Annotated in this window: 25 protein-coding genes; 13 read left to right on the forward strand and 12 right to left on the reverse strand. The window is 69.0% G+C overall.

Translation table 11 applies throughout. The features are described from left to right. Positions 1 to 22: 22 nt before the first annotated feature. A complete protein-coding gene (locus IG84_RS0135550) occupies positions 23 to 1,462 on the reverse strand; it encodes an amino acid permease (RefSeq protein WP_031067036.1) in 1,440 nt (479 codons plus the stop codon). Further along, positions 1,459 to 2,136: a FadR/GntR family transcriptional regulator gene (locus tag IG84_RS0135555; protein WP_031067038.1), complete on the reverse strand. Its 678-nt coding sequence runs from the start codon at positions 2,134 to 2,136 to the stop codon at positions 1,459 to 1,461. Before IG84_RS0135555 ends, IG84_RS0135550 begins: the two co-directional genes overlap by 4 nt. 187 nt (positions 2,137 to 2,323) lie before the next feature. On the opposite strand from IG84_RS0135555, the gene IG84_RS41405 reads away from it, so the two are divergent. Both IG84_RS41405 and IG84_RS0135560 read left to right on the forward strand, forming a co-directional pair. Beyond that, positions 2,324 to 2,632, forward strand: a complete 309-nt coding sequence (locus IG84_RS41405; RefSeq protein WP_157849002.1) for a hypothetical protein — start codon at positions 2,324 to 2,326, stop codon at positions 2,630 to 2,632. 334 nt (positions 2,633 to 2,966) lie between these two features. Further along, on the forward strand, positions 2,967 to 3,215 hold the full coding sequence (locus IG84_RS0135560; RefSeq protein WP_031067041.1) for a DUF7691 family protein: 249 nt from the start codon (positions 2,967 to 2,969) through the stop codon (positions 3,213 to 3,215). Between the two features lie 56 nt (positions 3,216 to 3,271). Here IG84_RS0135560 and IG84_RS0135565 read toward each other — a convergent pair whose 3' ends face one another. After that, positions 3,272 to 3,493 (reverse strand): hypothetical protein, encoded by a 222-nt coding sequence (locus IG84_RS0135565; RefSeq protein ID WP_157849003.1) that lies wholly within the window; start codon positions 3,491 to 3,493, stop codon positions 3,272 to 3,274. 58 nt (positions 3,494 to 3,551) lie between these two features. On the opposite strand from IG84_RS0135565, the gene IG84_RS0135570 reads away from it, so the two are divergent. Beyond that, positions 3,552 to 4,142 carry a hypothetical protein gene (locus tag IG84_RS0135570; protein WP_051862830.1) on the forward strand — a complete coding sequence of 197 codons (591 nt, stop codon included), beginning with the start codon at positions 3,552 to 3,554 and terminating at the stop codon, positions 4,140 to 4,142. 648 nt (positions 4,143 to 4,790) lie between these two features. On the opposite strand, the gene IG84_RS0135580 is transcribed toward IG84_RS0135570, so the two are convergent. The 3 genes from IG84_RS0135580 to IG84_RS0135585 all read right to left on the reverse strand — a co-directional run bounded on the left by IG84_RS0135580 (position 4,791) and on the right by IG84_RS0135585 (position 7,527). Then, positions 4,791 to 6,512 carry a VanW family protein gene (locus IG84_RS0135580; protein ID WP_031067049.1) on the reverse strand — a complete coding sequence of 574 codons (1,722 nt, stop codon included), beginning with the start codon at positions 6,510 to 6,512 and terminating at the stop codon, positions 4,791 to 4,793. A gap of 108 nt (positions 6,513 to 6,620) precedes the next feature. Next, positions 6,621 to 6,893 carry a hypothetical protein gene (locus tag IG84_RS41410; RefSeq protein ID WP_157849004.1) on the reverse strand — a complete coding sequence of 91 codons (273 nt, stop codon included), beginning with the start codon at positions 6,891 to 6,893 and terminating at the stop codon, positions 6,621 to 6,623. Positions 6,894 to 7,014: 121 nt separating this feature from the next. Continuing rightward, entirely contained in the window at positions 7,015 to 7,527 is a 513-nt protein-coding gene (locus IG84_RS0135585; RefSeq protein ID WP_037801329.1) for a CGNR zinc finger domain-containing protein, read from the reverse strand. 165 nt (positions 7,528 to 7,692) lie between these two features. On the opposite strand from IG84_RS0135585, the gene IG84_RS0135590 reads away from it, so the two are divergent. Continuing rightward, the gene (locus tag IG84_RS0135590) at positions 7,693 to 8,562 is read left to right on the forward strand and encodes an alpha/beta fold hydrolase (protein WP_031067056.1); all 870 of its coding nucleotides are present in this window, start codon (positions 7,693 to 7,695) and stop codon (positions 8,560 to 8,562) included. Between the two features lie 33 nt (positions 8,563 to 8,595). Here the strand turns inward: IG84_RS0135590 and IG84_RS0135595 are convergent, their stop codons facing one another. The 4 genes from IG84_RS0135595 to IG84_RS0135610 form a co-directional block, all read right to left on the reverse strand. Further along, positions 8,596 to 9,324 carry a cation efflux transmembrane domain-containing protein gene (locus tag IG84_RS0135595; RefSeq protein ID WP_031067061.1) on the reverse strand — a complete coding sequence of 243 codons (729 nt, stop codon included), beginning with the start codon at positions 9,322 to 9,324 and terminating at the stop codon, positions 8,596 to 8,598. Position 9,325: 1 nt separating this feature from the next. After that, a complete protein-coding gene (locus IG84_RS0135600) occupies positions 9,326 to 9,661 on the reverse strand; it encodes an ArsR/SmtB family transcription factor (protein WP_031067063.1) in 336 nt (111 codons plus the stop codon). A gap of 73 nt (positions 9,662 to 9,734) precedes the next feature. Further along, complete coding sequence (locus IG84_RS0135605; RefSeq protein WP_031067065.1) at positions 9,735 to 10,628, reverse strand: F510_1955 family glycosylhydrolase; 894 nt, start codon at positions 10,626 to 10,628, stop codon at positions 9,735 to 9,737. 86 nt (positions 10,629 to 10,714) lie between these two features. Next, positions 10,715 to 11,695 (reverse strand): hypothetical protein, encoded by a 981-nt coding sequence (locus IG84_RS0135610; protein WP_031067068.1) that lies wholly within the window; start codon positions 11,693 to 11,695, stop codon positions 10,715 to 10,717. 238 nt (positions 11,696 to 11,933) lie between these two features. Here IG84_RS0135610 and IG84_RS0135615 point away from each other — a divergent pair, with 238 nt between their 5' ends. The 9 genes from IG84_RS0135615 (at position 11,934) to IG84_RS0135655 (ending at position 19,903) form a co-directional block, all read left to right on the forward strand. Continuing rightward, on the forward strand, positions 11,934 to 12,224 hold the full coding sequence (locus tag IG84_RS0135615; protein ID WP_031067072.1) for a heavy-metal-associated domain-containing protein: 291 nt from the start codon (positions 11,934 to 11,936) through the stop codon (positions 12,222 to 12,224). Between the two features lie 125 nt (positions 12,225 to 12,349). Then, positions 12,350 to 14,605 (forward strand): heavy metal translocating P-type ATPase, encoded by a 2,256-nt coding sequence (locus IG84_RS0135620; protein ID WP_031067074.1) that lies wholly within the window; start codon positions 12,350 to 12,352, stop codon positions 14,603 to 14,605. Between the two features lie 111 nt (positions 14,606 to 14,716). Further along, positions 14,717 to 14,998 carry a metal-sensitive transcriptional regulator gene (locus tag IG84_RS0135625; RefSeq protein ID WP_031067077.1) on the forward strand — a complete coding sequence of 94 codons (282 nt, stop codon included), beginning with the start codon at positions 14,717 to 14,719 and terminating at the stop codon, positions 14,996 to 14,998. Positions 14,999 to 15,064: 66 nt separating this feature from the next. Beyond that, positions 15,065 to 15,427, forward strand: coding sequence for a BlaI/MecI/CopY family transcriptional regulator (locus IG84_RS0135630; protein ID WP_031067081.1), 363 nt, complete (start codon positions 15,065 to 15,067; stop codon positions 15,425 to 15,427). 3 nt (positions 15,428 to 15,430) lie between these two features. After that, positions 15,431 to 16,336 (forward strand): M56 family metallopeptidase, encoded by a 906-nt coding sequence (locus tag IG84_RS0135635; RefSeq protein WP_051862827.1) that lies wholly within the window; start codon positions 15,431 to 15,433, stop codon positions 16,334 to 16,336. A gap of 191 nt (positions 16,337 to 16,527) precedes the next feature. Continuing rightward, positions 16,528 to 17,022 (forward strand): GNAT family N-acetyltransferase, encoded by a 495-nt coding sequence (locus IG84_RS0135640; RefSeq protein ID WP_051862828.1) that lies wholly within the window; start codon positions 16,528 to 16,530, stop codon positions 17,020 to 17,022. Positions 17,023 to 17,218: 196 nt separating this feature from the next. Further along, positions 17,219 to 18,088, forward strand: coding sequence for a class I SAM-dependent methyltransferase (locus tag IG84_RS39175; RefSeq protein ID WP_157849005.1), 870 nt, complete (start codon positions 17,219 to 17,221; stop codon positions 18,086 to 18,088). A gap of 200 nt (positions 18,089 to 18,288) precedes the next feature. Continuing rightward, the gene (locus IG84_RS0135650) at positions 18,289 to 19,245 is read left to right on the forward strand and encodes a helix-turn-helix transcriptional regulator (protein WP_245659717.1); all 957 of its coding nucleotides are present in this window, start codon (positions 18,289 to 18,291) and stop codon (positions 19,243 to 19,245) included. Between the two features lie 235 nt (positions 19,246 to 19,480). Further along, positions 19,481 to 19,903, forward strand: coding sequence for a Fur family transcriptional regulator (locus IG84_RS0135655; protein ID WP_078649849.1), 423 nt, complete (start codon positions 19,481 to 19,483; stop codon positions 19,901 to 19,903). Here the strand turns inward: IG84_RS0135655 and IG84_RS0135660 are convergent. Both IG84_RS0135660 and mshA read right to left on the reverse strand, forming a co-directional pair. Beyond that, a complete protein-coding gene (locus IG84_RS0135660) occupies positions 19,900 to 20,133 on the reverse strand; it encodes a hypothetical protein (RefSeq protein WP_031067096.1) in 234 nt (77 codons plus the stop codon). The two genes, IG84_RS0135655 and IG84_RS0135660, sit on opposite strands and share 4 nt — an antisense overlap. Positions 20,134 to 20,417: 284 nt before the next feature. After that, entirely contained in the window at positions 20,418 to 21,767 is a 1,350-nt protein-coding gene (gene mshA, locus IG84_RS0135665; RefSeq protein ID WP_063761919.1) for a D-inositol-3-phosphate glycosyltransferase, read from the reverse strand. Positions 21,768 to 21,814 lie beyond the last annotated feature (47 nt).

A 21,814-nucleotide genomic window follows, 5' to 3' on the forward strand; every position in this document is an offset into this window, starting at 1 on the left:
TTGTCGTGGACCGGTACGCGGGTCACGCGTCGGTCCGGGTGGAGGTGCGCGCGATGCGGCCGCGGAGGCTGTACCAGCCCGCGACCAGCGCTCCGACGACCAGCGGCACGCACAGCACGGTGGTGCGTCCGGCGCCGCCGTCGGCGTACATGAGGACCAGGACGGACGCGAGGAAGGCCAGCGTCACGAGTTGGATCCAGGGGGAACCCGGCAGTCGGTAGCCGGGGCGGGTCAGCTCGCCCTTCTGGGTCTTCTGCCAGAAGCGCAGGTGACAGATCATGATCATGCCCCAGGTGGCGAGGATGCCGATCGCCGCGAAGTTGAGCACGATCTCGAAGGCGTCGGCGGGGACCACGAAGTTGAGGCCGACGCCGAGGACGCAGATGCCGCCGGTGAGCAGGATGCCGCCGTACGGCACCTGGCTGCGGCTCATGCGGGCGGTGAACCGCGGCGCCGAGCCGTTGACGGCCATGGAGCGCAGGATGCGGCCTGTGGAGTAGAGGCCGGAGTTGAGCGAGGACATGGCCGCGGTGAGGACGACGAGGTTCATCACGCCGCCGGCCGCCGGGACGCCGATGCGGGACAGCACGGTCACGAAGGGGCTCTCGCCGGCGCTGTACGCGTTCCAGGGCAGCAGCATCGACAGCAGGAGGACCGAGCCGACGTAGAAGATCCCCACGCGCCACATGATCGAGTTGATCGCCCTCGGCAGGATCTTCTCGGGGTTCTCGGTCTCCCCGGCCGCGACGCCGACCAGTTCGACGGAGGCATAGGCGAAGACGACGCCCTGGACGATCAGCAGCATGGGCAGCAGGCCGTTGGGGAAGAAGCCGCCGTTGTCGGTGATCAGGGACGGGCCGGGCGTGGCGCCGTCGATCGGGTGCTGGGTGACCAGCAGGAAGATGCCGATGCACATGAAGATCACCAGCGCGCCGACCTTGACGATGGCGAACCAGAACTCCAGTTCGCCGAAGATCCGCACCGATATGAGGTTCACGGTGAGGACCACGGCCAGGGCTATGAGGGCGATCACCCACTGCGGGATGTCGGAGAACATGCCCCAGTAGTGGGTGTACGTGGCTACCGCGGTGATGTCGGCGATGCCGGTGGTCGCCCAGTTCAGGAAGTACATCCAGCCCGCTGTGTACGCGCCCTTCTCCCCCAGGAACTCCCGGGCGTACGACACGAAGGCGCCGGAGGACGGGCGGTACAGAACGAGTTCGCCGAGGGCCCGCACGACGAGGAAGGCGAAGAGGCCGCAGACGGCGTACGCGATGAACAGAGAGGGGCCGGCGTCGGCGAGACGGCCGCCGGCGCCGAGGAAGAGGCCGGTACCGATGGCACCGCCCACCGCGATCATGTTGACGTGCCGGGACTTCAGGGACTTGCTGTACCCGGCGTCTCCGGCGTCGACGTGTCGGGGCGAGGGGCGCGTCTCGTCTTTGAGGTGCTGTTCGCTCACGCCTCGGGTCTGCCTTCCGTAGGTATGTCCGTACGTGTGGGGCGCACGATGTCGGTGAGGGTGATGTCGACGCGGTCGAGATGGTGGGACATGGCCGCCACCGCGTCGTGCTCGGAACCGTCGATCAACGCCTCGACAATCGCCCGGTGCTCCTGATTGGACCGCTCGCGCCGGCCGCCCAGGTCGTTGAGGAACGCCGACTGACGCGCCAGTGCGTCGCGGATCTCCTCGATGACCCGGCGGAAGACCGGGTTCTGGGCCGCCTCGGCCACGGCGAGGTGGAAGAGGCTGTCCATCGCGACCCACGCGGTGGTGTCCGTCTCCTGCTCCATCCGGTCGAGGAGGTGGGACAGGTGGTCCAGGTTTTCCGGGGTGCGGCGCAGCGCCGCGTATCCGGCAACCGGAATCTCGATGTGGCGGCGTACCTCCAGCAGGTCGCTGGCCGCGTAGTCGCCGAAGGTGGGGTCCTCGACGGTGGTCGCGACCACGAAGGTGCCCCTGCCGGTCCTGGAGACGGTCAGGCCCATGGTCTGCAGGGCGCGCAGCGCTTCCCGCAGAACGGGCCGGGAGACCTCAAGGGTCCGGCACAGCTCCGCCTCGGAGGGAAGCTTGTCACCGATGGCGTAGTCGCCGCGCTCGATGGCGCCACGAAGGTGGGCGAGCACCGCTTCCATCGCACTGACGCGTCGCGGCATCCCGGCTGTCTGGCTGTCTGACAGGTTCACGGGAGCGATCCTGCGGGCTGCGGGACAGCGGTGTCAAGAGAGTGCATGGGAGAACTTCACTGAGCGCAACACCGGCACATCCCGACCGCAAGAGGTCGTTTTGCTGCCTTATGGCGGCGCTTGAGGGCGGGATGCGGTGAGTGAGTTGCGTCGCACAGTGCGGCTCATCAAAACCCAGATCATCCTCGATCTCGAGTTCTGCCGCGGCCTCCCACTTCAGGTGTGGCGGATGGTCTCCTTCTGCAATACTCCGAAGAAAATCTCGAGCTGCCGGATTCCCAATATTGCCGAGCGCCTGGATGCACTTCAGGAACAGCCAGTAGGTCGAATCGTCAGAATATTCCCGTTCTGCGAATACCTGGATGATGGCGTTAACTGCTGTTGGCTTTGCCAGCTCCCCCAGAATCTCGATGCGGTCTTCCAGGTAACCTGCCGCCTCTCCTGACCAGACCAGCAGCAATATTTTCCAGTGTGTTGAACCGACTCCAATCGGACCGTTGCGCCAGCATGCGCATCAGCGGGACAATGCACTCATTAGCGGTCGGGAATTCACTTTCGACCCTCCGTTGGTGCTCCTCCGCTCCTCCCCATGTACCTTGCACCGCCCGCAATGCGGATGAGCACGGGGTGCGGCCCTCAATCTCTGCTTGTGCCCGGTGCGCTAGCGGCCGGCACCCTACGACTACCTGAGCCGCCGCCAGGCAGGGAGCTTGCCCTCCGTGGTTGGCACCGAACGCTGGCAGAGGGCCCATAGGCCATCACCGGCACCAAAGGAAGCGGTGTCTCCGTCTTGGGGCGACCTGCCCACTCCCCTGCCGTACAGCTTGACTCCGGGCTGCGGCGAGTGGACACCCGAGCAGATCACACAAGCACTGGAGCAGTTCGAGACCATCAAGCGGGCGGTGGACGAGTCGGGCCAGGCGCCCCCGCTGGAGCCCGAAGTCGTGGACGCCGTTATGCAGTGCACCCGCTGGATGCGGCACGCAACGGCACGCCCCGGCTTCGGAGTCATCGGCTTCTGCTCCTGAAGTCCCGGGCACGCCAACCCGATTGGCCCCTACCGGCGCATGGTTCCACCGACCCGCTATGGCTCCCCGGTACCGCGGAACTCGCGGGCTTCGAGAAGGAGTCCGGTGAAGGAGGTGTCGCGGTGGTCAATTTCGGTGCCTGGGGGCAGGCCGGCCAGGGAGGCGTCGCGGTCGGCGTCGGCCAGGCGGTCAGGCAGCCGGGCAGCCGGGCAGCCGGGCAGCCGGGCGGTAAGTAGGACAAAGCGCAGGTCACCGCGGCTGACCACAGTGATCGCCAACCAGATCTCTGGTTATGATCATGCCAACTGATGGTCACTGACGGGGAGATCGAACATGCTGAACCGTAAGACGCTGTGGCTGCGTGCGGCCGCGCCCGTTGCTGTTCTGGCGCTGACGCTGACGCTGACCGCATGCGGCGGGTCCAGCGGGGACGCCAAGGGCGGCACCAGCAAGCTCCAGGAGGACAAGCCCGAGAGCCGGGAGCTGGCGACCGGCGAGAGCGCCACCAGCAAGTTCAAGGAGGACGACGGGACGATCACGTACTCCGTCCTCGCGCAGAAGATCGACGTGGGCACCGAGGCGGACACCAAGAAGATGGTCGACGACCCGGCAAAGGCCAAGGGGTTCGTCCCCGCGGTGGCCCACTTGCGGTACACGAACAAGGGCGGCGGCACCGTCGCCTCGTATCCGAGCGTCGGTGACAACGTCGAGATCTACGCCGACGGCCAGCGCGGAACCATCTTGATCGGTGCGGCAGATGACGCGCCCGGCTGCGAGTCGGACACCGACATCGAGAACTGGAAGAAGGGCCAGAGCCACGTGCTCTGCGAGACCTACATGGTCCCGAAGGGCGCGAAGGAGCTGTCCGTCCGCTGGTCGGCCGAGGACGACGGCGAGCCGTACAGCTGGACGTTCAAGAACTCCTGACCGCTGCCGACACGGCCCGCGCCGGCTATGTGGCGCAGCCGGGCGGTGAAGCGCCTGCTCCAGGCCGCATCGCAGTGGCTGGCGCAGGCGGCCTAAGTGTGTTGTCCGGCGGACCATGACCACAGCTGGTGAGCCTTGGGACATGATTCGCCGGACTCGACCATCATCTCGGGTCCGGGGAGCGCATCAGGCAAGTTCGGCAACTACCTGCAATCCGGTGCCGGACACCGGTCTGCAGGACGCCTGAGCGGCCCGCGCCGTCGCGAGAGTGCGGCCCCCGCCCTCGCTTGATGCTGCCCACGACCATTCCCGGCAATCGACTGGACCGACCAAGCCGTAGTTGTGGGCGGCTGCCCTAGGGGCACATCACGACTGTCCTGGCCAGACGGCTGAGCGGCCCGGCCAGGACAGTCGTGGCCGTCTCAGACGGTGCTCTTGGAGATGGTGAGCAGTACGGGCTTGGTCACCTTCACGGTGCGCAGCGAGCCCAGGAAGATCTCCACGAGCCAGGCGGCGGCGCCGAGGGACCATTCCCGGGCGTCGCAGGCGGCGCGGATAGGCGCGCCGTTTCACCACCTTCGTTCAGCCGGCCTGGACGCGCGATCACGCCGGTGTCCCGCCCTGCGGCAGCGGGGCGCGAAGGTGGGGTCAGTCGCAGGTCACCCGGTCACGCGGGATGTAGTGGGTACGGAACGGCTCGCGCTTCACTTCCTCGCCGCGCTGGTAGAAGGCCCGCTGCACGGTGACGTCGAAGCCTTCGAGCGGGGTCTGCGGCTCGCAGTCCTTCTCGGCGCCCGGCCGCACCCCCGGCTTCTGCACGTGGGTGCGCGGCCCCTTGATCGCCTTTACGTCGTCGTACTTTTTGGTGCCGAGGAAGGTGACCGTCACGGAGGTATCGGTGGCCTTCGCCTGGATGTAGACGGCCTTGCCGGAGTCGTTGTTGAACTTGAGGTCCAGGCTTCCCCACGCGACCGTTGCCTCGCGGCCCTCGGGGTAGCGCTCGATGTAGAAGGAGTGGGCGCCGTGCTCCACGGGCTTCAGCCCGGCGAAGAACAACGCGTTGTACGTGGTGGTGGCCACGGTCGACACACCACCGCCGGCCGCCTTGGTGTACTGGCCGTCGAGGATGATGGTGCCGTCGGTGAAGCCATTGGCCTTGGTGCGCTCGCCGACGGTCTTGTTGAGGCTCCAGGTTTCGCCGGGCCGGACGAGCGAGCCGTTGATGAGCTGCACCGCCCGGCCGATGTTCTTCGTCCGGTAAGGGGCCGGTTCGAAATTCACGGTGAAGGAGGACATCTTCTCCTTCAGGCCCAGCTGTGCGGCGTTCTCGCGGGTCACCTTCGGCTGGGTCTTCTCCGTCGCCACCTCGCCGGTACGGGCGGCCGCACCCGAGCGAGTGAGCAGCGGCATTACGGCCTTGCTCAGCGCCTTGTCCGTGAATTCCTGGCCGATCTTGGCATCGGCACCCACCACGACCCGGTCTCCGTCGAGATTCAGCTCGGCGTCCTGGGCCGGGCCGGCGATCCTGGACAGGGGACGGGCCACCGCGGGGTCGGCTCGCAGGCCCTTGGCGTCGAGCTTCGGGGTCAGCTTGCCGGCGTCGTCCGGCCGCATCTTCAGGTGCTCACCCAGAGTGTTCTGGCTGACCGTGAGTCGCTCGCCACCCAGGGTGAGGGTGACCGGCGCCGACATGGCCGGGCGCGCAAACTCGCGCACCGCTCGCCGCGTCTCTTCGGCGGTGACCTTCGGCTTGATCTCGCGGGTGGGCAGGGCCGTGGCGGCGCCGGCCGCGCCGCCTGCATTGGCGGTCTTGCCGCCGGCGAAGGCGGTACGCAGGGTGCCGACCGCCGCGTCCACGTCCACGGCGTATCCGCTGCGCGGCGCGACCTCCCCGGCCTCGCCGTCGTCGAAGGTCACGGCGCCGTCGCGGACCTTCTGGTCGTGGGTCTTCGCCAGCTTCTCCAGGGCTGCACGGGCCTTGCCCTCGTCCGTACGGACCACTGGCTCGATGTCGCCGCCCGAGTGGAAGAGCCCGCTGATCACGGTGACCGGATCGGCGCCGGTGTGCGCCGCCCGGTCGACGGTCTTCTGTACGTCGACGGAGAGCCCGGCCTGCCGCGGGTCCACCTTGCCGACGCGGTCGCCGACCTTCACGATCAGATCCTTCGATCCGGCCGCCGACAGGCTCGTATCCAGCTTCTGAGTGGCCTCCGCCCGGCTCAGGCCCCCGATGTCCACGCCGTGCACGGTTGTACCCGCGTCGATGTCACCGCCCGCGAGCAGCCCGGCGGCATACAGACCACCGACACCAAGGGTCAGCGCACCGCCTGCCAGGACGACGGGCGGGACGGAGCGTACGCGGCGGGGCATGGGGCTCCCTGGAGGTCGGGGATGAGGGGCGCACCCGATGACACAACGGTGTGTGCATGGGGAGTAGACCACGCTCCCATAACGGGCAATAGGTTCATATGGCCCAGCTCACGCCATGCGGCGCGGGTCGGGAGTGCCGGTGCCCTGATGACCACCGGCGGCGACGGTGGGGGCATCGCGGTGGGCCCGGTCGACACCGGACTCGGTTAACGGCTGGCAGCCGTTGCGCTTGCCGGGCATTGGCACCTCGGTCGCCACTACCAGGCGCCTGTTGGTATCGGCAATGGCCTGCAGTTCGTCGAGTCGCGGTAGTCCCTGCTGGAAGCGACGGAATCCTGGCACCACGGCACAGTTGAAGCGACCTCGGGAGCTGACGAACATCTGTGTCGCATCGTGCGCTCAGCCCTCGCAAGCCGGAGCCGATGCACTGCACTGCCGGAGACAGGCCATCACGGCACTCGGGGGCACTGGCGAGGTGGTTTGAGGGAACCGCCCGGAGAGGTTACTCAGCTGCGCTGTCGCGGGTGCGCTGGTAATGCCGCCTGGCCTTCATCCTGTTGCCGCAAACGGCCATGGAACACCATCGAGCCCTGTTGGTCTTGCTGCGGTCGAGGAGAAACAGACAGCACTCCGGGTTGGCGCACGGACGCAGCCGACCAGGCTTCGCCTCCTGCAGTGCGCTCCACGCCATGACCGCCTCTACTGCCAGTCGGCGCTCCGCAGGGGCGTCCAATTCCCAGACCACTCCCTCAGGAGAGAGGCGCGGTCGGTACAACACGCCCTCGAGGGTCGAGGCCAGTGACGTGGCCGGCCGAGTGCCGCGCACCACGTCCTGCAGGGCATCGCGCGCCTGCACCAGGTGCCGGAGCTCCTCTTCGCTGCCGCTCCCGCCGTGCGCCCGCTGCCAGGCCCTGGCCGCTTCAGGGTCTGCCAGCTCATCCCGGGCTGCCCCGTTGACCACCGGCGTGGTGTTGAGGAGCTCCAGCAGTGTGTCCTGCCGCCCTGGATCAACCACCGCCGACACCTCCTAACCAGCTTGACTCCTCTAACAGGTTACATGAACCGGGTCAACCGACCGGACTCCGAAACGCACCTAACCGATTAGAGCTTCTTGACTGGTTAGGCGGAACGTGCTCGACTGTGCCCGTAACCACTAAAGCTCGATAGAGGGGTTAGGTCGATGTTCCCCACGGTCCACCACCGCACCGCCACCGTCAACGGTCTCGACGTCTTCTACCGGGAGGCGGGCGACCCGAAGGCACCCGCCGTGGTCCTCCTCCACGGCTTCCCGACCAGCTCGCACATGTTCCGCAACCTGATCCCGGCGCTCGCCGACCGCTATCACGTGATCGCTCCAGACCACATCGGGTTCGGCCAGTCCGCGATGCCTGCCTTGCAGGACTTCCCGTACACCTTTGACGCCCTCGCCGAGGTCACCTCCGGCCTGCTCCAGCACCTGGGCATCGGCAGGTTCGCGACGTACGTGCAGGACTATGGCGCCCCCATCGCCTGGCGGCTCGCCCTCCAGACCCCGGAGCGGATCACCGCGATCATCACCCAGAACGGCAATGCCTACGAAGAGGGCCTCGTCAAGTCCTTCTGGGACGGCCTCTTCGCCTACGCCGCGGCTCCAGGGCCGGACACCGAGGCGCCCATGCGCGCGGCCCTGTCACCCGAGGTCACCCGCTGGCAGTACGTGAACGGAGTTGCCGACCCGAGCCTGGTCAGCCCCGACAACTGGGTCCACGACCAGGCACTGTTGGACCGGCCCGGCAACGACGAGATCCAGCTCAAGCTCTTCCGTGACTACCCCACCAACGTGGAGCTCTACCCGGCCGTCCACCAGTACTTCCGCGACTCCCAGGTCCCGCTGCTGGCGGTCTGGGGCGCGGGTGACGAGCTCTTCGGCCCCGACGGTGCCACGGCGTTCCGCCAGGACCTGCCCGATGCCGAGATCCACTTGCTCGAGTCCGGGCACTTCGCCCTCGAAAGTCACCTCGAGGCCATCACCCAGTACATCCGTGACTTCCTCGCCCAAGTCCTGGCCTGACGCGCGGGGATGTCGAGACGGCCCCGGCGGCCGTCAGGAGCCCTCAACGCTCGTAGCGCAGCACGAGCAGCCGGGACGGCAGCCACCTGCGTCATCACTGGCACCCGGGGCCGGTACGGCTCCAATGGGGGCACAGCAGTTGTTTCCGCGCCATGCCTCACGGCCTTCTTTGAGGGCTACCGCGGCGATGACCAGGGCGGCGATCGGGTCCGCCCAGGACCAGCCGAGCAGCGCGTTGGCAAGGAGGCCGAGCAGTAGCACTGCGGACAAGTACGTGCACAGCAGGGTCTGTTGGGAATCGGCGACCGCGGAGGCGGAGCCGAGCTCGCGTCCGGCCCGTCGCTGGGCGGCGGACAGGAACGGCATGACCGCGAGCGACACCGCGGCCAGCACGATGCCGGGCACCGAGTGGTCGGCCTGGCCGCCGCCGATCAGGCTGCGGGCGGCATCGACAGCGACGTAGGCAGCCAGCGCGAAGAAGGAAAGCGCGATGATCCGCAGTGCGGTCTGCTCCCGCGCTTCGCGGACCACGTGCTCGCGGGCGGAGAACTGCCAGGCGACCGCCGCGGCGGAGGAGACCTCGATCACCGAGTCCAGGCCGAAGCCGATCAGTGCGGTCGAGGAGGCGAGACTGCCGGCAGCGATCGCGACGATGGCCTCGATGGCGTTGTAGGTGATGGTGGCGGCGACCAGCAGCCGTATTCGACGGGCGAGCACGTCGCGGCGGGCGGGAGCCGGACCGATGGATATCCCGGCGGCCATGTCAGCAGCAGCCCTCCTCGTCAGCCTCCGCGCACGTGCGGTCGGCGGCGACGGCCACCACGGCGGTACGCAGATCATCCAGCGCGTGCCCGAGGCGTTCGTCGGCCAGCTCATAGCGGGTGCGGCGGCCGACCGGTACCGCGACGACCAGTCCGCAATCGCGCAGGCAGGCCAGGTGGTTCGACAGCCGGGTCCGGGAGATCTCCATGGTGTCGGCGAGGTCGGCGGGATGGGCCGGGGCATCGCGCAGTGCGAGGAGGATCCGACAACGGATCGGGTCGGCGAGCGCGCGGCCGAACCGCGCCAGCACCTCGATGTCAGTAGCGAGAGTCAGCACACACTGAGAGTACACGAATATCTGAATTCAGAGAACCGTGAACTGTCACTGTCGACGCTGCCGGGTGTTGCTCTCAGTGGCCCGTCCGGTCCGCCGACATGCGCCGGGTGAAGGTCTTGCCGCTGTCCTTGGACTCGTACACACCGTCCTGAGTGGCGGCCAGTACGCGGCGGGCGTCGACCGCGGTGAGCGCTTGCGGGGCACCGCCGGGGACTCGGCCGGTCGGGCGCCAGGTCTTTCCGGCGTCCGTGCTGCGGCTCAGCCGACCCGTTGTGTCGACGCCGTACAGCGCGTCAGCGGCAGTCCAGGACAGAAAGGCCATGACCGGACCGTGTCCCGACGAGAACGTCCTGCCGCCATCGGTGCTCTTGGCGACGCCGTCCTCCGTGGTGGCCAGAACGACGTCTGCGTTGCGCGGGCTCACCGCTATGTCCAGCGCCTGGAGTTCGGCACCGTTCTTCCAGTGGACGCCGTCCTTGCTCGTGCGGAGCAGGCCGTGAGTGCTGTCGTAGCCGTAGATCGCGCCGTGGGCGTAGTCCAGGGCGTGGAAGTCCACCTCGCCGCCGAGCGAGCGTTCCTTCCAGGTCTTTCCGGCATCAGTGCTCTGGAGCAGGCCGCGGTTGGCGGGGGCATCGGAGCCCGGGGCGGGGTGACCGCTGGCGAGGAATGTGTGGTCACCGGACACGGTGAAGCCCATGAAGTCGTCCCTGCTGGTGCCGACGCGTTGCGGCGTGCCGTTCTTTCCCGGCGTGAACACGCCTTCGTGGGTGGCTACATAGAGCGTGTCGGTGTGCGGGTCGACGCCGATGCCGTGGATGTGACTGATGCCGTTGTCGGCCGGTGCCGCGTGCGAGTGCGGGTCCGAGTCAGAGTGCCGGCCGCCCTCGGATGGCGTGTTCGAGCAGGCGGCGAGTGTGAGGGGGAGGAGCGCCGCTGTGGTCAGGTAGCGCTTGAGGGGCCGTCTCATGTGTCTGGTGTCTGTCCTGTGCGGGTGGGCGCGCCGCGCCTCGGTGGGGCTCGGCAAGACAAGGCCGAGGCGCGGCGGCTCAGTGGTCAGTGCTGGTGGCTGCCGTGCGACTCCGAATCCGGCTCCTGCTTCGTGTCCTCCTTGGCCGTCGTGTCATCCGCCGCCCCGCCGGCACGCACCGTGAAGGCCGCGGTGCGGACCGTGCCCTGGTGCTGGAAGTCGAGGAAGAGGCGGTAGGAGCCGGGGCTCGGGGCCGTGGCGGTGAAGGAGGTCTCCGGGCCGGGCTTCGTCTTCCCGTCACCGGGGGCGCCATTGGGGTGGACGTGGAGGTAGGCCAGGTCGCCGGAGCGCAGGGCGACCAGGTGGCCGTAGGCGCCGAGGTAGGGCTGGAGGTCGGTGACCGGGCGGCCGTCCTTGGTGACCTTCAGCTTCAGCTCGTCCTCCGCGCCCGGGCGCAGGCGCCCGTCGAGGGTGACGGTGTACCCGTCGACCTTCGCCGTCCGGGAGGGCGCAGGGAGTGCGGCCGGGCGGTAGTTGCCGGTGACGGCCAGATCGGCGCCCAGTGTGAGGTTCTCGGCACCCTTGGCGGCGGGCTTGAAGTCGGCGAAGAGGCGGTAGCCGCCGGCCTTCGGGAGTTCGGTGTCCGTGCTCCAGGTGCCGTCGGCCGCGCGGGTGGGGTGCAGGTGCCGGTAGGTGCCGAGGTCCCGCGAGGCGAGGATCAGGTGCAGCTCCTTGCCGTGCTCGCGCTGGTACGCGGTGACCTGCCGGCCGGGCTTGTCGCGGACGGCGAAGCGGATCGTGGACTCCTCCCCCGCGGGGACGCTGGGGGTCTTGAGGTCGAGCGAGTAGCCGCTCTGGGAGATCTGCAGGCCACCGGGCGGCATGTCGTGACCACCGCCCTCCTGATGATCACCACCGCCCCCGGACGCGTCACCGCCGTGCTTGCCCGCGTGCGCGGCGGGCTCGGGTGCCGTGATGGGGGTGACGGCGTTGCCCACCCCGTACGCGGCCCCGAAGGAGGCGGCGAGCGCGGCGACGAAGGCGGTGATCTTCGCTGGGGTGTTCATCGGGTTCTCCTCGAATCCTCGAATCGTCGGTCACCGCATTCGAGCGGCTGGGGCGCACGGCAGGGCCGTACGTAGCCACGGAGCATATACCCCGCCGGGGTATATGCAAGCCCGCGATCAAAGGCTTGCCATCGATACCGGGTGGGGGTATACATAGCAGGGCCGCAACCGGTACCCCCCTAGGGTATCCGAGGCCCGGCAGGTGCATCCAAAGTCCGATCGCTTCCCAGGAGGAACCATGTCCAACTGCTGTACGCCCGACGGCAGCTGCCAGACCAACGGCGCGCAGAGCACCACGACCGCCGTCGCCGACAGCCGGACCACGGTCTACGCGATCGCCGGAATGACCTGCGGCCACTGCAAGGCGACGCTCACCAAGGCGATCGGCGAGATCGACGGCGTGCTGAGCGTCGAGGTCGACGTCGAGGCCGGCACCGCGAGCGTCGTGAGCGCGGACGAGCTCGACGACGCGAAGATCGCCGAGGTCGTCGACGAGGCCGGATACGAACTGACCGGCCGGACCGCCTGACCCGCCGCCACCGTCGCCGGGCCCGCGACCGCGCGGGCCCGGCAGCCTGACGCAACGGCCCGGCGGCCTGACGCAAGCACGGTGGCCTGACGCATTCAAGGACCTGACGCATTCGAGGAGCAGTAATGACTACCACCGCGGAATCCCACGAGGTCGAGCTCGCCATCGGTGGCATGACGTGCGCCTCGTGCGCGGCCCGTATCGAGAAGAAGCTCAACCGCATGGACGGGGTCGAGGCCACCGTCAACTACGCCACGGAGAAGGCAAAGGTCAGCTACCGGGGCACGGACGTCTCCGTCGGCGACCTCATCGCCACCGTCGAGGCAACCGGCTACACCGCCCAGGAGCCGGCCCCGCCGCGCGCGCAGAGCGCGGCGGAATCCGGGGAGCCCACCGAGGAACCCGATGAGCTGCGGCCCCTGCGCCAGCGCCTGATCACCGCCGTGGCGCTCGCCGTGCCGGTGATCGCCATGGCCATGGTCCCGGCGCTGCAGATCGAGTACTGGCAGTGGCTCTCGCTGACGCTGGCGGCACCCGTCGTCACGTACGCCGCCTGGCCCTTCCACCGCGCTGCCTGGACCAACGCCAAGCACGGCGCGGCCACGATGGACACGCTGATCTCGGTCGGTACGACGGCCGCGTTCCTGTGGTCGCTGTGGGCGCTGTTCTTCGGTACGGCCGGCACGCCCGGCATGACGCACCCCTTCGAGCTGACCATCGCCCGCACCGACGGCGCGGGGAACATCTACCTGGAGGCCGCGGCCGGCGTCACCGCCTTCATCCTGGCCGGGCGCTACTTCGAGGCCCGCTCCAAGCGGAAGGCGGGCGCCGCCCTGAAGGCGTTGCTCGAACTGGGCGCCAAGGAGGTCACCGTACTGCGCGACGGGCGCGAAGTGACCGTCGCCACCGCCGAGTTGCAGGTCGGCGACCGCTTCCTGGTCCGCCCCGGCGAGAAGATCGCCACGGACGGCACGGTAGTCGAGGGGTCGTCCGCCGTGGACGCCTCGATGCTGACCGGCGAGTCCGTCCCCGTCGAGGTCTCCGTGGGCGACTCCGTCACCGGCGCCACCCTCAACGCGGGCGGCCGCCTCGTCGTCGAAGCCACCCGCGTCGGCGCCGACACCCAGCTCGCCCGGATGGCGAAGCTGGTGGAGGACGCGCAGAACGGCAAGGCCGCCGCCCAGCGCCTCGCCGACAAGATCTCCGCCGTCTTCGTACCGATCGTGATCGCCCTCGCGCTGGCCACCCTCGGCTTCTGGCTGGGCAACGGCGCGGGCCTGACCGCCGCATTCACCGCCGCCGTCGCCGTACTGATCATCGCCTGCCCCTGCGCCCTGGGCCTGGCCACCCCGACCGCACTGATGGTCGGCACGGGCCGCGGCGCCCAGCTCGGCATCCTCATCAAGGGCCCCGAGGTCCTGGAGACCACCCGCAAGGTCGACACCATCGTCCTGGACAAGACCGGCACCGTCACCACCGGTCAGATGACCCTGCTGGCCGTGCACACCGCACCCGACACCGACGAGACCGACGTACTGCGCCTCGCCGGCGCGCTGGAGCACGCCTCCGAGCACCCCATCGCCCAGGCTGTCGCCGCCGGTGCGAGCGCCAAGGTGGGCACCCTGCCCACCCCCGAGGACTTCGCCAACATCGCCGGCCTCGGTGTCCAGGGCGTTGTCGACGGCCACGCCGTACTCGTCGGCCGCGAGAAGCTGCTCGCCGAGTGGGCCATCGAACTGCCCGCCGAACTCGGCCGCGCCAAGAACGAAGCCGAGGCCCGCGGCCGTACCGCCATCGCGGTGGCCTGGGACGGCGAGGCCCGCGCAGTACTGGAGGTGGCCGATGCCGTGAAGGAGACCAGCCCGGAGGCCATCCGCCGGCTGCGCGCCCTCGGCCTCACCCCCATCCTCCTCACCGGCGACAACGAGGCGGTCGCCAAGTCGGTCGCCGCGGAGGTCGGCATCGACGAGGTGATCGCCGAGGTCATGCCGGAGGACAAGGTCAACGTCGTCAAGCGCCTCCAGGGCGAGGGCCGCAGCGTCGCCATGGTCGGCGACGGTGTCAACGACGCCGCCGCCCTGGCCCAGGCCGACCTGGGCCTGGCCATGGGCACGGGTACGGACGCGGCGATCGAGGCCGGCGACCTCACCCTCGTACGCGGTGACCTGCGCGCCGCGGCCGACGCCATCCGGCTCTCCCGCAAGACGCTCGGCACCATCCGCTCGAACCTCTTCTGGGCCTTCGCCTACAACGTGGCCGCCCTGCCGCTGGCCGCCGCCGGCCTGCTCAACCCGATGATCGCGGGGGCCGCCATGGCCTTCTCCTCGGTCTTCGTGGTCGGCAACTCCCTCCGCCTGCGCGGCTTCACCCCCCACTCCTGACGCGCGACCGAGGAGGGGCCGGAGACTTCCCCCTCCGGCCCCTCCTCCGCTCCAGACGTCATGCCTGGTACGACCAGAAGATCCGGCACGTTCAGATGAGATGAGGCGTCAGTGACCGGTTACCAGAACCACAAGGACGACATCCTGCGCCGGCTGCGCCGCGTCGAGGGCCAGGTGCGGGGGCTCCAGCGCATGGTGTCCGAGGACACCTACTGCATCAACGTACTGACACAGGTGTCCGCGACCAACGCCGCCCTGCAGTCCTGCGCACTCGCCCTCCTCGACGAACACCTCAACTGCTGCGTCACCGAGGCGATCGGCAAGGGCGGCGGCGAGGCGCGGGAGAAGGTCACCGAGGCATCGGCGGCCATTGCCCGTCTCGTACGGTCATGACGCGCGCAACCGTCGTACGATGTGGCACGGCCATGTGGCGGCGTCGTGCCGCAGAAGGGGGACAGCGTGCGCCGGCTGGGGGAACTGGAAGCCGAGATCATGGACCGGCTCTGGCGATGGGACCGGCCCGCCACCGTGCGCGACGTGGTGGACGACATCAACCGCACGCGGACCGTCGCTTACACCACCGTCATGACTGTCGCGGACATACTCCACCGCAAGGGCCTGCTCCGTCGGCAGAAGAACGGCCGGGCATGGGTGTACGAACCGGCGCACAGCCGCGAGGAGTACACCGCGGCCCTCATGCAGGAAGCGCTGGGCCACACCGAGGACCGGCGTACGGCACTGCTGCACTTCGTCGAGTGCATGTCCCCGGAGGACGTCGAAGCGCTGAACGCCGCGCTCCGCTCCACTCGGCAGCCGGACTAGCCGATGTTCCATCACCTGGTACTGCCGCTGGGGATCGCCCTGGGCAGTGCCCTGCTCGCGCCCGGTCTCCTGGCCCGCGCCCGCTGGGCCCCGCACGCCCCGCGCCTGGCGATCGCCGGCTGGCTCACCCTGGCCGTCCTCATGACGGCCGCGGTGGGGCTGGGCCTGGCGCAGCTCCTGCTGCCGCTCGCCGGGGCCCACGACACGATGGCCCTGATCGTGGCCTGCACGACCGCGGAGGACGACGCGGCGCAGCCCAACGGCCGGCTCTATCTCCTGCTGGGTGCCTCGCTGGCCGCGGCGGCACTCTGGCCCGTACAGGCCCTGGCCAGGGAACACCGCAGGACCCGGCGGGCCCGGATGCGCCACGCCGATCTGCTGCGGCTGGTGGGGCGACGTTCCGCGCCGCTGGGCGCGGTGGTCATCGAGCATGCGGTGCCGACCGTGTACTGCCTGCCCGGCCGTTCGCCGCAGATCGTCGTCAGTTCGGGCGCTGTCCGTACGCTGAGCCGGCGGCAGCTGGACGTGGCGCTGGCGCACGAACGGGCACATCTCCGTGGCCGCCACCACTGGCTCAGCGCCGCCGCGCATGCATTTGGTACGTCCTTCCGGTGGCTCCCCCTCGGCCGCCACCTCCGCCGCGAAGTACCGCTGTTGCTCGAAATGGCGGCGGACGACCGCGCTCTGCGGCACGGGTCCCGGCAGGCGCTGGCGGCGGCCCTGTACGAGATGGCGGCCGGCCAGGTGGACCGGGGCACGCTCTCGCTGAGCGGCTCCTCCACCGTCGTACGGGTCCGGCGCCTGCTGACCACCGAACGACCGCGCCGGGCGGCAGCGCATGGCGCGCTCACCATGCTGGCGTACTGCCTCGCCGCGGTTCCGCTCCTGGTGACGTGCTGTGCGCTGTAGGCGCCATCCCGGTCTACTTATTTACTACGTACATTCGTAATTCACGGGCTCCACAACGAAGCAGCCAACAGATATTTCCGCGGAATGATTGCAGTCTTGCGAAATTCCCGGGAAGGCTGATTCCATAAGCGACTTGAGGTCTATGGTGGACCGCAGTGGGGCGACTGTGCCCGCGGGAGGGATGAGGCTCCATGGGCCAGGTGGACGTGCGGTTGGCGGTCGAGGCGGACACCCCCGCGGTGTCCCACATTGTCGCCGAATCACTCCGTAATAGCTATCTGGACCTGCTGGGTAAATCCGCCGTCGAGCGCTTGGTCAGTCAGCAGTGTTCGCTGACCCGAATTCGCACGGAAATCGGCGCGCCCGGAAGCGGGCCCGGCTGGCTGGGCTGGCTCGTCGCCACCGCGGCGGACGGCACGGTCATCGGCGCGGCTGCCGGCGGCATCGCCGAGGCGGGCTCGGGCGAGTTGTATGCGCTGTGCGTGAGCGAGGCACATCGCCGTCGGGGCGTGGGCACGTCCCTGCTCACCGCCGTCACAGAGCAGCAGCTCCGGAACGCGGCGCGGCAGCAGCGGGTGTCCCTGCTCGCCGCGCAGGACCCTGCCGTTCCCTTCCTCGGCCGGCACGGCTTCCGGCCCGCCGAGGAGAGCGCCGCGGACCGGCTCCGGTACGCGCGCGCCGTGTGAGACAGCACCTCATGTGAGAAACGTCGAACCGCTCGGCGCCCGTGGCGCGTTCACGCCATCGCGTGGACACGCAGCCGTTCTCCATAGCTCGCAACACCTCTTCCCCGACAGGATTTTCTCCAGGGACGGCACCGGCGGCACGGGTGCCGTCCCGGGCGGCAGTGTCCGCCCGAAGGAACCTGGAGGAGCCATGGACGTGCGAACCAGTACCGCCCCCACCGCGTCGTGTACCGCGTTGTGCGACCTCTCGGACGATCTGCCGCCCCGGCCCACGGGAGAGCTCACCGGAGGGCTGTGGCTGCCCGGCCTGGAGAGCGTCGCGCCGCAGAACGAGCAGGACGTGTGGCTGCACGATGCGCTGCTCGGCCCGCACAGCGCCGACATCGTGGGCTATCTGACCCTGGCGCGCCGGACCGGCGGTCCCGTGCTCGATCTGGGATCGGGCTCGGGCCGGCTCACCGTGCCGTTCGCCCGGCACGGGTTCGCCGTCGCGGCGGTGGACCGGGACGGCCCCAGCCTGAAGCGGTTGCGGCACTGGGCGGACCGGCTGGGCAGGAGTACTTCCGCCCTGGTCACCACGGTCCGTTCCGACCTCGCCCAACTGCGGCTCCGGCAGGACTACCAACTGGTGGTACTGGCCGGAGCCATGATCACGGCAGTGCCCCCGAACACCCGCCGACGCCTGCTCCGCCACGTCGCCGCGCACCTCGGCAGCGGCGGCCTCCTGGCTCTGGACTACCCCGAGCACTCGATGAGCGCCCTCGCCGAACAGCCCGGGCGCACCTGGATGTTCGACGTACCACGCTGCGACGACGTGACCGAGCGGGTCGTCGCGCAGCAGACCTTCGACCTCGCCGAGGGGACCGAAGAGATCACCTATTATTGCGAACGCGCGGTCGGTCACCGGACACACCGCAGCAAGCTCACGACACACAAGTGGCTGGTGGAAACCGACCGGTTGGCACAGGAAATCCGCGACGCCGGACTGCAGGTCGACCAGCGGACGCCCCATCGGATCGACGGTGTCACGGAGCATGTGCTCTTGATTTGCCGCGCCGCCCCATGATGGGGTGACGGCGGTCACGACTTGATCGGTGGACAGCGGCCGCCGGTCAGGGATGTGGCGAGGTCGCTGAGGGGCGCGGCTTATGGACTAAGGGGGATGGCCGCAACGTGTCCAGATCCGGTTGTGGTGGCAGTAACGAGGACCTTGCGTTCCATCTCTACCAGGCATTGCGCTCTCGGGGAGCAGCGGGTTTCTCCGCCGTGGCCCAGGAGTTAGGGCTCGAGCCGGCTGAAGCCGGCGCGCTGCGCAGCGAACTGGAACAGCTCGGCCTGCTGGTCCCCACGGATCCGGTCCACACCACCGGATTGGACACCAATCCCGGGTGGGTGCACGACACGGCCGATGACACCGTCGCGGCCATCGATCCGGAGGTCGCACTCCTGCGACTCCTGGAGCACGAGCAGGCCACCTTGCGGGAACGGCTCAAGCAGACCGACGAGGCGTACAGTCGGCTGGAAATGCTGGCCGGAAGATTTCTACGGGCCGGATCCGTATCCAATTCCGAAGTCGAAGTCGAAGTTCTCACCGACTACCGCCGCATTCAGCAAGTAGTGGAAGACGTGCTCGATGTGGTGCACGACAGTATCGCTTCGATGCATCCCGGCGCCATTGACACGGCCACCCTCGACCGCTCCCTCAGCCGCGACAAACGCATGGTGGACGAGGGCGTCCGCGTCCGCGTCATTTACAACCAGCGGTTCGCTTCCGTACCGGCGCTCGCGGAATTCTTCCGGCGCCAGGCGGGCGTGGGCGTCGAAGTCCGCCTCTCCCCCGTCGTTCCGATGAATATGATCCTGGGCGACAGTCAGTTCGCCCTGCTGCCCGCGGACCCCGAGGACCACACCGCCGGCGCGATCCTCGCGCGCGGCCCGGCGCTGGTCCGGTCGTACCTCGCCGTGTACGAGTACTGCTGGCACACGTCCGCCGCCTTCGGCGAGGAGGAGGACCCCGAGCGCGGCGGCGACGGCCTCACCGAACAGCAGCGCGCCGCCCTGCGCATGCTCGCCAGCGGCATGAAGGACGAGAAGATCGCCCGCAACCTCGGGGTCTCACTCCGCACGGTCAGCCGCCTGCTCTCGGAAGTCATGCAGGCCCTCGGCGCCAGCAGCCGCTTCGAAGCCGGAGTGCGAGCGACCCGGATGGGCTGGCTGGACTAGCGGACGCCGAGGTCGGCGCTGGGACCGTGTGCAGCACGCGATCACGGTGACGGTCGACCGCGGGTACGTCGAGCAGCGGATCACGGTGGGTACCGCTGGGCTTGAGCACGTGGGCCCAGGAACGTCCGTTTCCGGAACCTCGGCCGGCGCAGTTGGCCGGACCGGCACTGGAGCGGCCCCACCGGCCTGGAGGTACGATGGGGTCAAATATTTGGCCCGACCATATGGCGGAGACATGAAGCGCGACGTACTGCCGGAGCAGCGCGAGGCGGCGATGCAGCAGCTGCGCGATGTCGGGCTCCGGGTGACGGGACCGCGGCTGGAAGTCCTCAAGGTGCTGCGCGAGGGCGGTCACTTGGACGTCGAGGAGATCACCTCGATCGCCCGCGAGCGGCTCGGCACCCTCACGAGTCAGGCGGTCTACGAAATGCTGAAGCATTTCCTGGACACCGGGCTGGTGACGAAGTTCGACCGGCCAGGTTTTCCGGCGGTATTCGAGGCGGCGACGGAACCGCACCACCACGCCCTGTGCACTCGGTGCGGGCGAGTGGTCAATGTAGACGTCCAGGCCCCTACGCCGACGCGCAAGGGCCTGAGCGGCTGGCGCATGAACGCCGCCGAGCTGGTGTACAAGGGCGAGTGCCCGGAGTGCCGTTAGGCCGCGGGCTGGGCCGGGGGCCAGTCGATCTCCGGGTCCACGGTGGTGACGGTGGCCCCGGACCCGGACACGGCCGGCGGCCAGTCGATCTCGCTCGCCAGGAAGGTCGCCGAGCTCGCGCCCCGCTCCGCCGCGGAGGCGGCCGTCGCGGGCACGACGACCGCCGCACACAGGACCGCGGCGACGGTGAAGCGACGGAGCGCGTAACGAATTCCGGCGTACGAGAACATGAATCCTCCAGGGAGATGGAAAGAGATTTGCCGCCCGTTCCCGTGCCGCCGGGATTTCCTCGGGCTGACTCTTCAATAATCCCGTTCGACTACTGGCCGATCCAGCGTTCATGGCGTCGTGCCCGCGCCATGGCGTGAGTGCGTCACGACCGACGGAAGCGGAATTGATCCCTCTCCGGACCCCTCTCCGAAGATCCCTCGGGAACGCTTTCCGGAATTCAATTCTCCGCAATACGCCCAATAGTTGAGCTGACCAAATTTATGGTACGTTCGTCAGCGCGGCGTCATTTCGGCAAACGCTCCCGGAACCGGCGGGAACCCAGCACCTCCAGGGGCGGGATCCCGCCCGGGCAGGGGCATGCCGCCGCCCCTGCCCACCCCCGACGTGCAGTCCACGCGGCCCGTTCATAGGTGGCGAGCGTCGCCTCCGCCGCGGTCTCCCATGCCATGCCCGCCGCATGCCGGACACCCGCCCTGCCCATCGCATGCGCACGTCGCGGAGCACGGGCCAGAGCCAGCAAGTTCCGCGCGTAATCCGCCGGTCGATGGCCGTCGACCAGGAGCCCGGTACGCCCGTCCTGAACTGCCGTCGGCAACCCTCCCACCCGCGCCGCCAGTACAGGTGTGCCGCATGCCTGCGCCTCCACCGCCACCAGCCCGAAGGATTCGCTGCGCGAGGGGACGACCAGGACGTCGGCGGCCCGGTACCAGTCGGCCAGCGTCCGCTGGCGCACCGCCGGCTCCGTCCGTACGACATCATCGACGCCCAGGTGCCGGCACAGATCGGGAAGTCCGGGCGCATGTGCACCGCTCCCGCTGAGCCCGCCGATGACGGGGACCAGCAGGCGCGTACGGAGCTCCGGGGCGAGGCCCAGGAGTTCGGCGATGGCTCTGATCAGTACGTCCGGCCCCTTCAAGGGCTGGATCCTGCCGACGAAGAGCGGGATGAAGGCGTCCGGTGGCAGGCCGAGACGGCGGCGTGCGGCCTGTCTGCCCGCCCCGGGGCTGAAGGTCTCGGTGTCGACCCCCGGTCGCACGATGTCGGTACGGGTGGTCTCGGCACCATAGAGGTCGTGGAGGGCGGCAGCCTCGTCGGCCGTGTTCGCGATCAGCCGGTCGGCGGCGTCGACGACCTGGTGCTCGCCGAGGATGCGGGCAGCGGGCTCGGCACTGTCCCCCGGGGCCAAGGAGGCGTTCTTCACCCGGCCCAGCGTGTGCATGGTGTGGACGAGCGGTATCCGCCAGTGGCCTGCGACGGCCCGGCCCACCTGGCCGGACAGCCAGTAGTGGGAGTGCACGACGTCGTACGAGCGGCAGTGCTCAGCGACTCGTAGCAGGTCTCGCGAGAATTCGGGCAGTGTGCCCGGCAGGGCCTCCTTCGCGAGCGGGCCGCAGGGGCCGGCGTGGAGGTGGTGGACGGTCACCTGGTCGGCGAGCGGGACACGGGCCGGCAGGCCCTCACCGCGGCAGCGGGTGAACACGTCGATCTCGGCGCCCTTGGTGGCCAGCGCGCGTGCCAACTGCACCATGTAGACGTTCATGCCGCCGGCGTCCCCGGTGCCGGGCTGGTGCAGGGGCGAGGTGTGGACGCTGAGCATGGCGACGCGGGGCGGCCTGGAAGCGGGGCGGGGCACGTGGGTCTCCTTCGAGGGGCCACGTGCCCCGCCGCTGCCGTATCAGC

This window comes from Streptomyces ochraceiscleroticus, assembly GCF_000720485.1.
GTDB lineage: Bacteria > Actinomycetota > Actinomycetes > Streptomycetales > Streptomycetaceae > Streptomyces > Streptomyces ochraceiscleroticus.

Excerpts from the sequence above, each read along its gene's own strand:
- IG84_RS0135555 (WP_031067038.1), bottom strand. The coding sequence starts at position 2,136 with ATGGAAGCGGTGCTCGCCCACCTTCGTGGCGCCATCGAGCGCGGCGAC.
- IG84_RS0135580 (WP_031067049.1), bottom strand. The coding sequence starts at position 6,512 with ATGCCCCGCCGCGTACGCTCCGTCCCGCCCGTCGTCCTGGCAGGCGGT.
- IG84_RS41410 (WP_157849004.1), bottom strand. The coding sequence starts at position 6,893 with ATGTTCGTCAGCTCCCGAGGTCGCTTCAACTGTGCCGTGGTGCCAGGA.
- IG84_RS0135590 (WP_031067056.1), top strand. The coding sequence starts at position 7,693 with ATGTTCCCCACGGTCCACCACCGCACCGCCACCGTCAACGGTCTCGAC.
- IG84_RS0135595 (WP_031067061.1), bottom strand. The coding sequence starts at position 9,324 with ATGGCCGCCGGGATATCCATCGGTCCGGCTCCCGCCCGCCGCGACGTG.
- IG84_RS0135605 (WP_031067065.1), bottom strand. The coding sequence starts at position 10,628 with ATGAGACGGCCCCTCAAGCGCTACCTGACCACAGCGGCGCTCCTCCCC.
- IG84_RS0135610 (WP_031067068.1), bottom strand. The coding sequence starts at position 11,695 with ATGAACACCCCAGCGAAGATCACCGCCTTCGTCGCCGCGCTCGCCGCC.
- IG84_RS0135615 (WP_031067072.1), top strand. The coding sequence starts at position 11,934 with ATGTCCAACTGCTGTACGCCCGACGGCAGCTGCCAGACCAACGGCGCG.
- IG84_RS0135620 (WP_031067074.1), top strand. The coding sequence starts at position 12,350 with ATGACTACCACCGCGGAATCCCACGAGGTCGAGCTCGCCATCGGTGGC.
- IG84_RS0135635 (WP_051862827.1), top strand. The coding sequence starts at position 15,431 with ATGTTCCATCACCTGGTACTGCCGCTGGGGATCGCCCTGGGCAGTGCC.
- IG84_RS0135640 (WP_051862828.1), top strand. The coding sequence starts at position 16,528 with ATGGGCCAGGTGGACGTGCGGTTGGCGGTCGAGGCGGACACCCCCGCG.
- IG84_RS0135655 (WP_078649849.1), top strand. The coding sequence starts at position 19,481 with ATGAAGCGCGACGTACTGCCGGAGCAGCGCGAGGCGGCGATGCAGCAG.
- IG84_RS0135660 (WP_031067096.1), bottom strand. The coding sequence starts at position 20,133 with ATGTTCTCGTACGCCGGAATTCGTTACGCGCTCCGTCGCTTCACCGTC.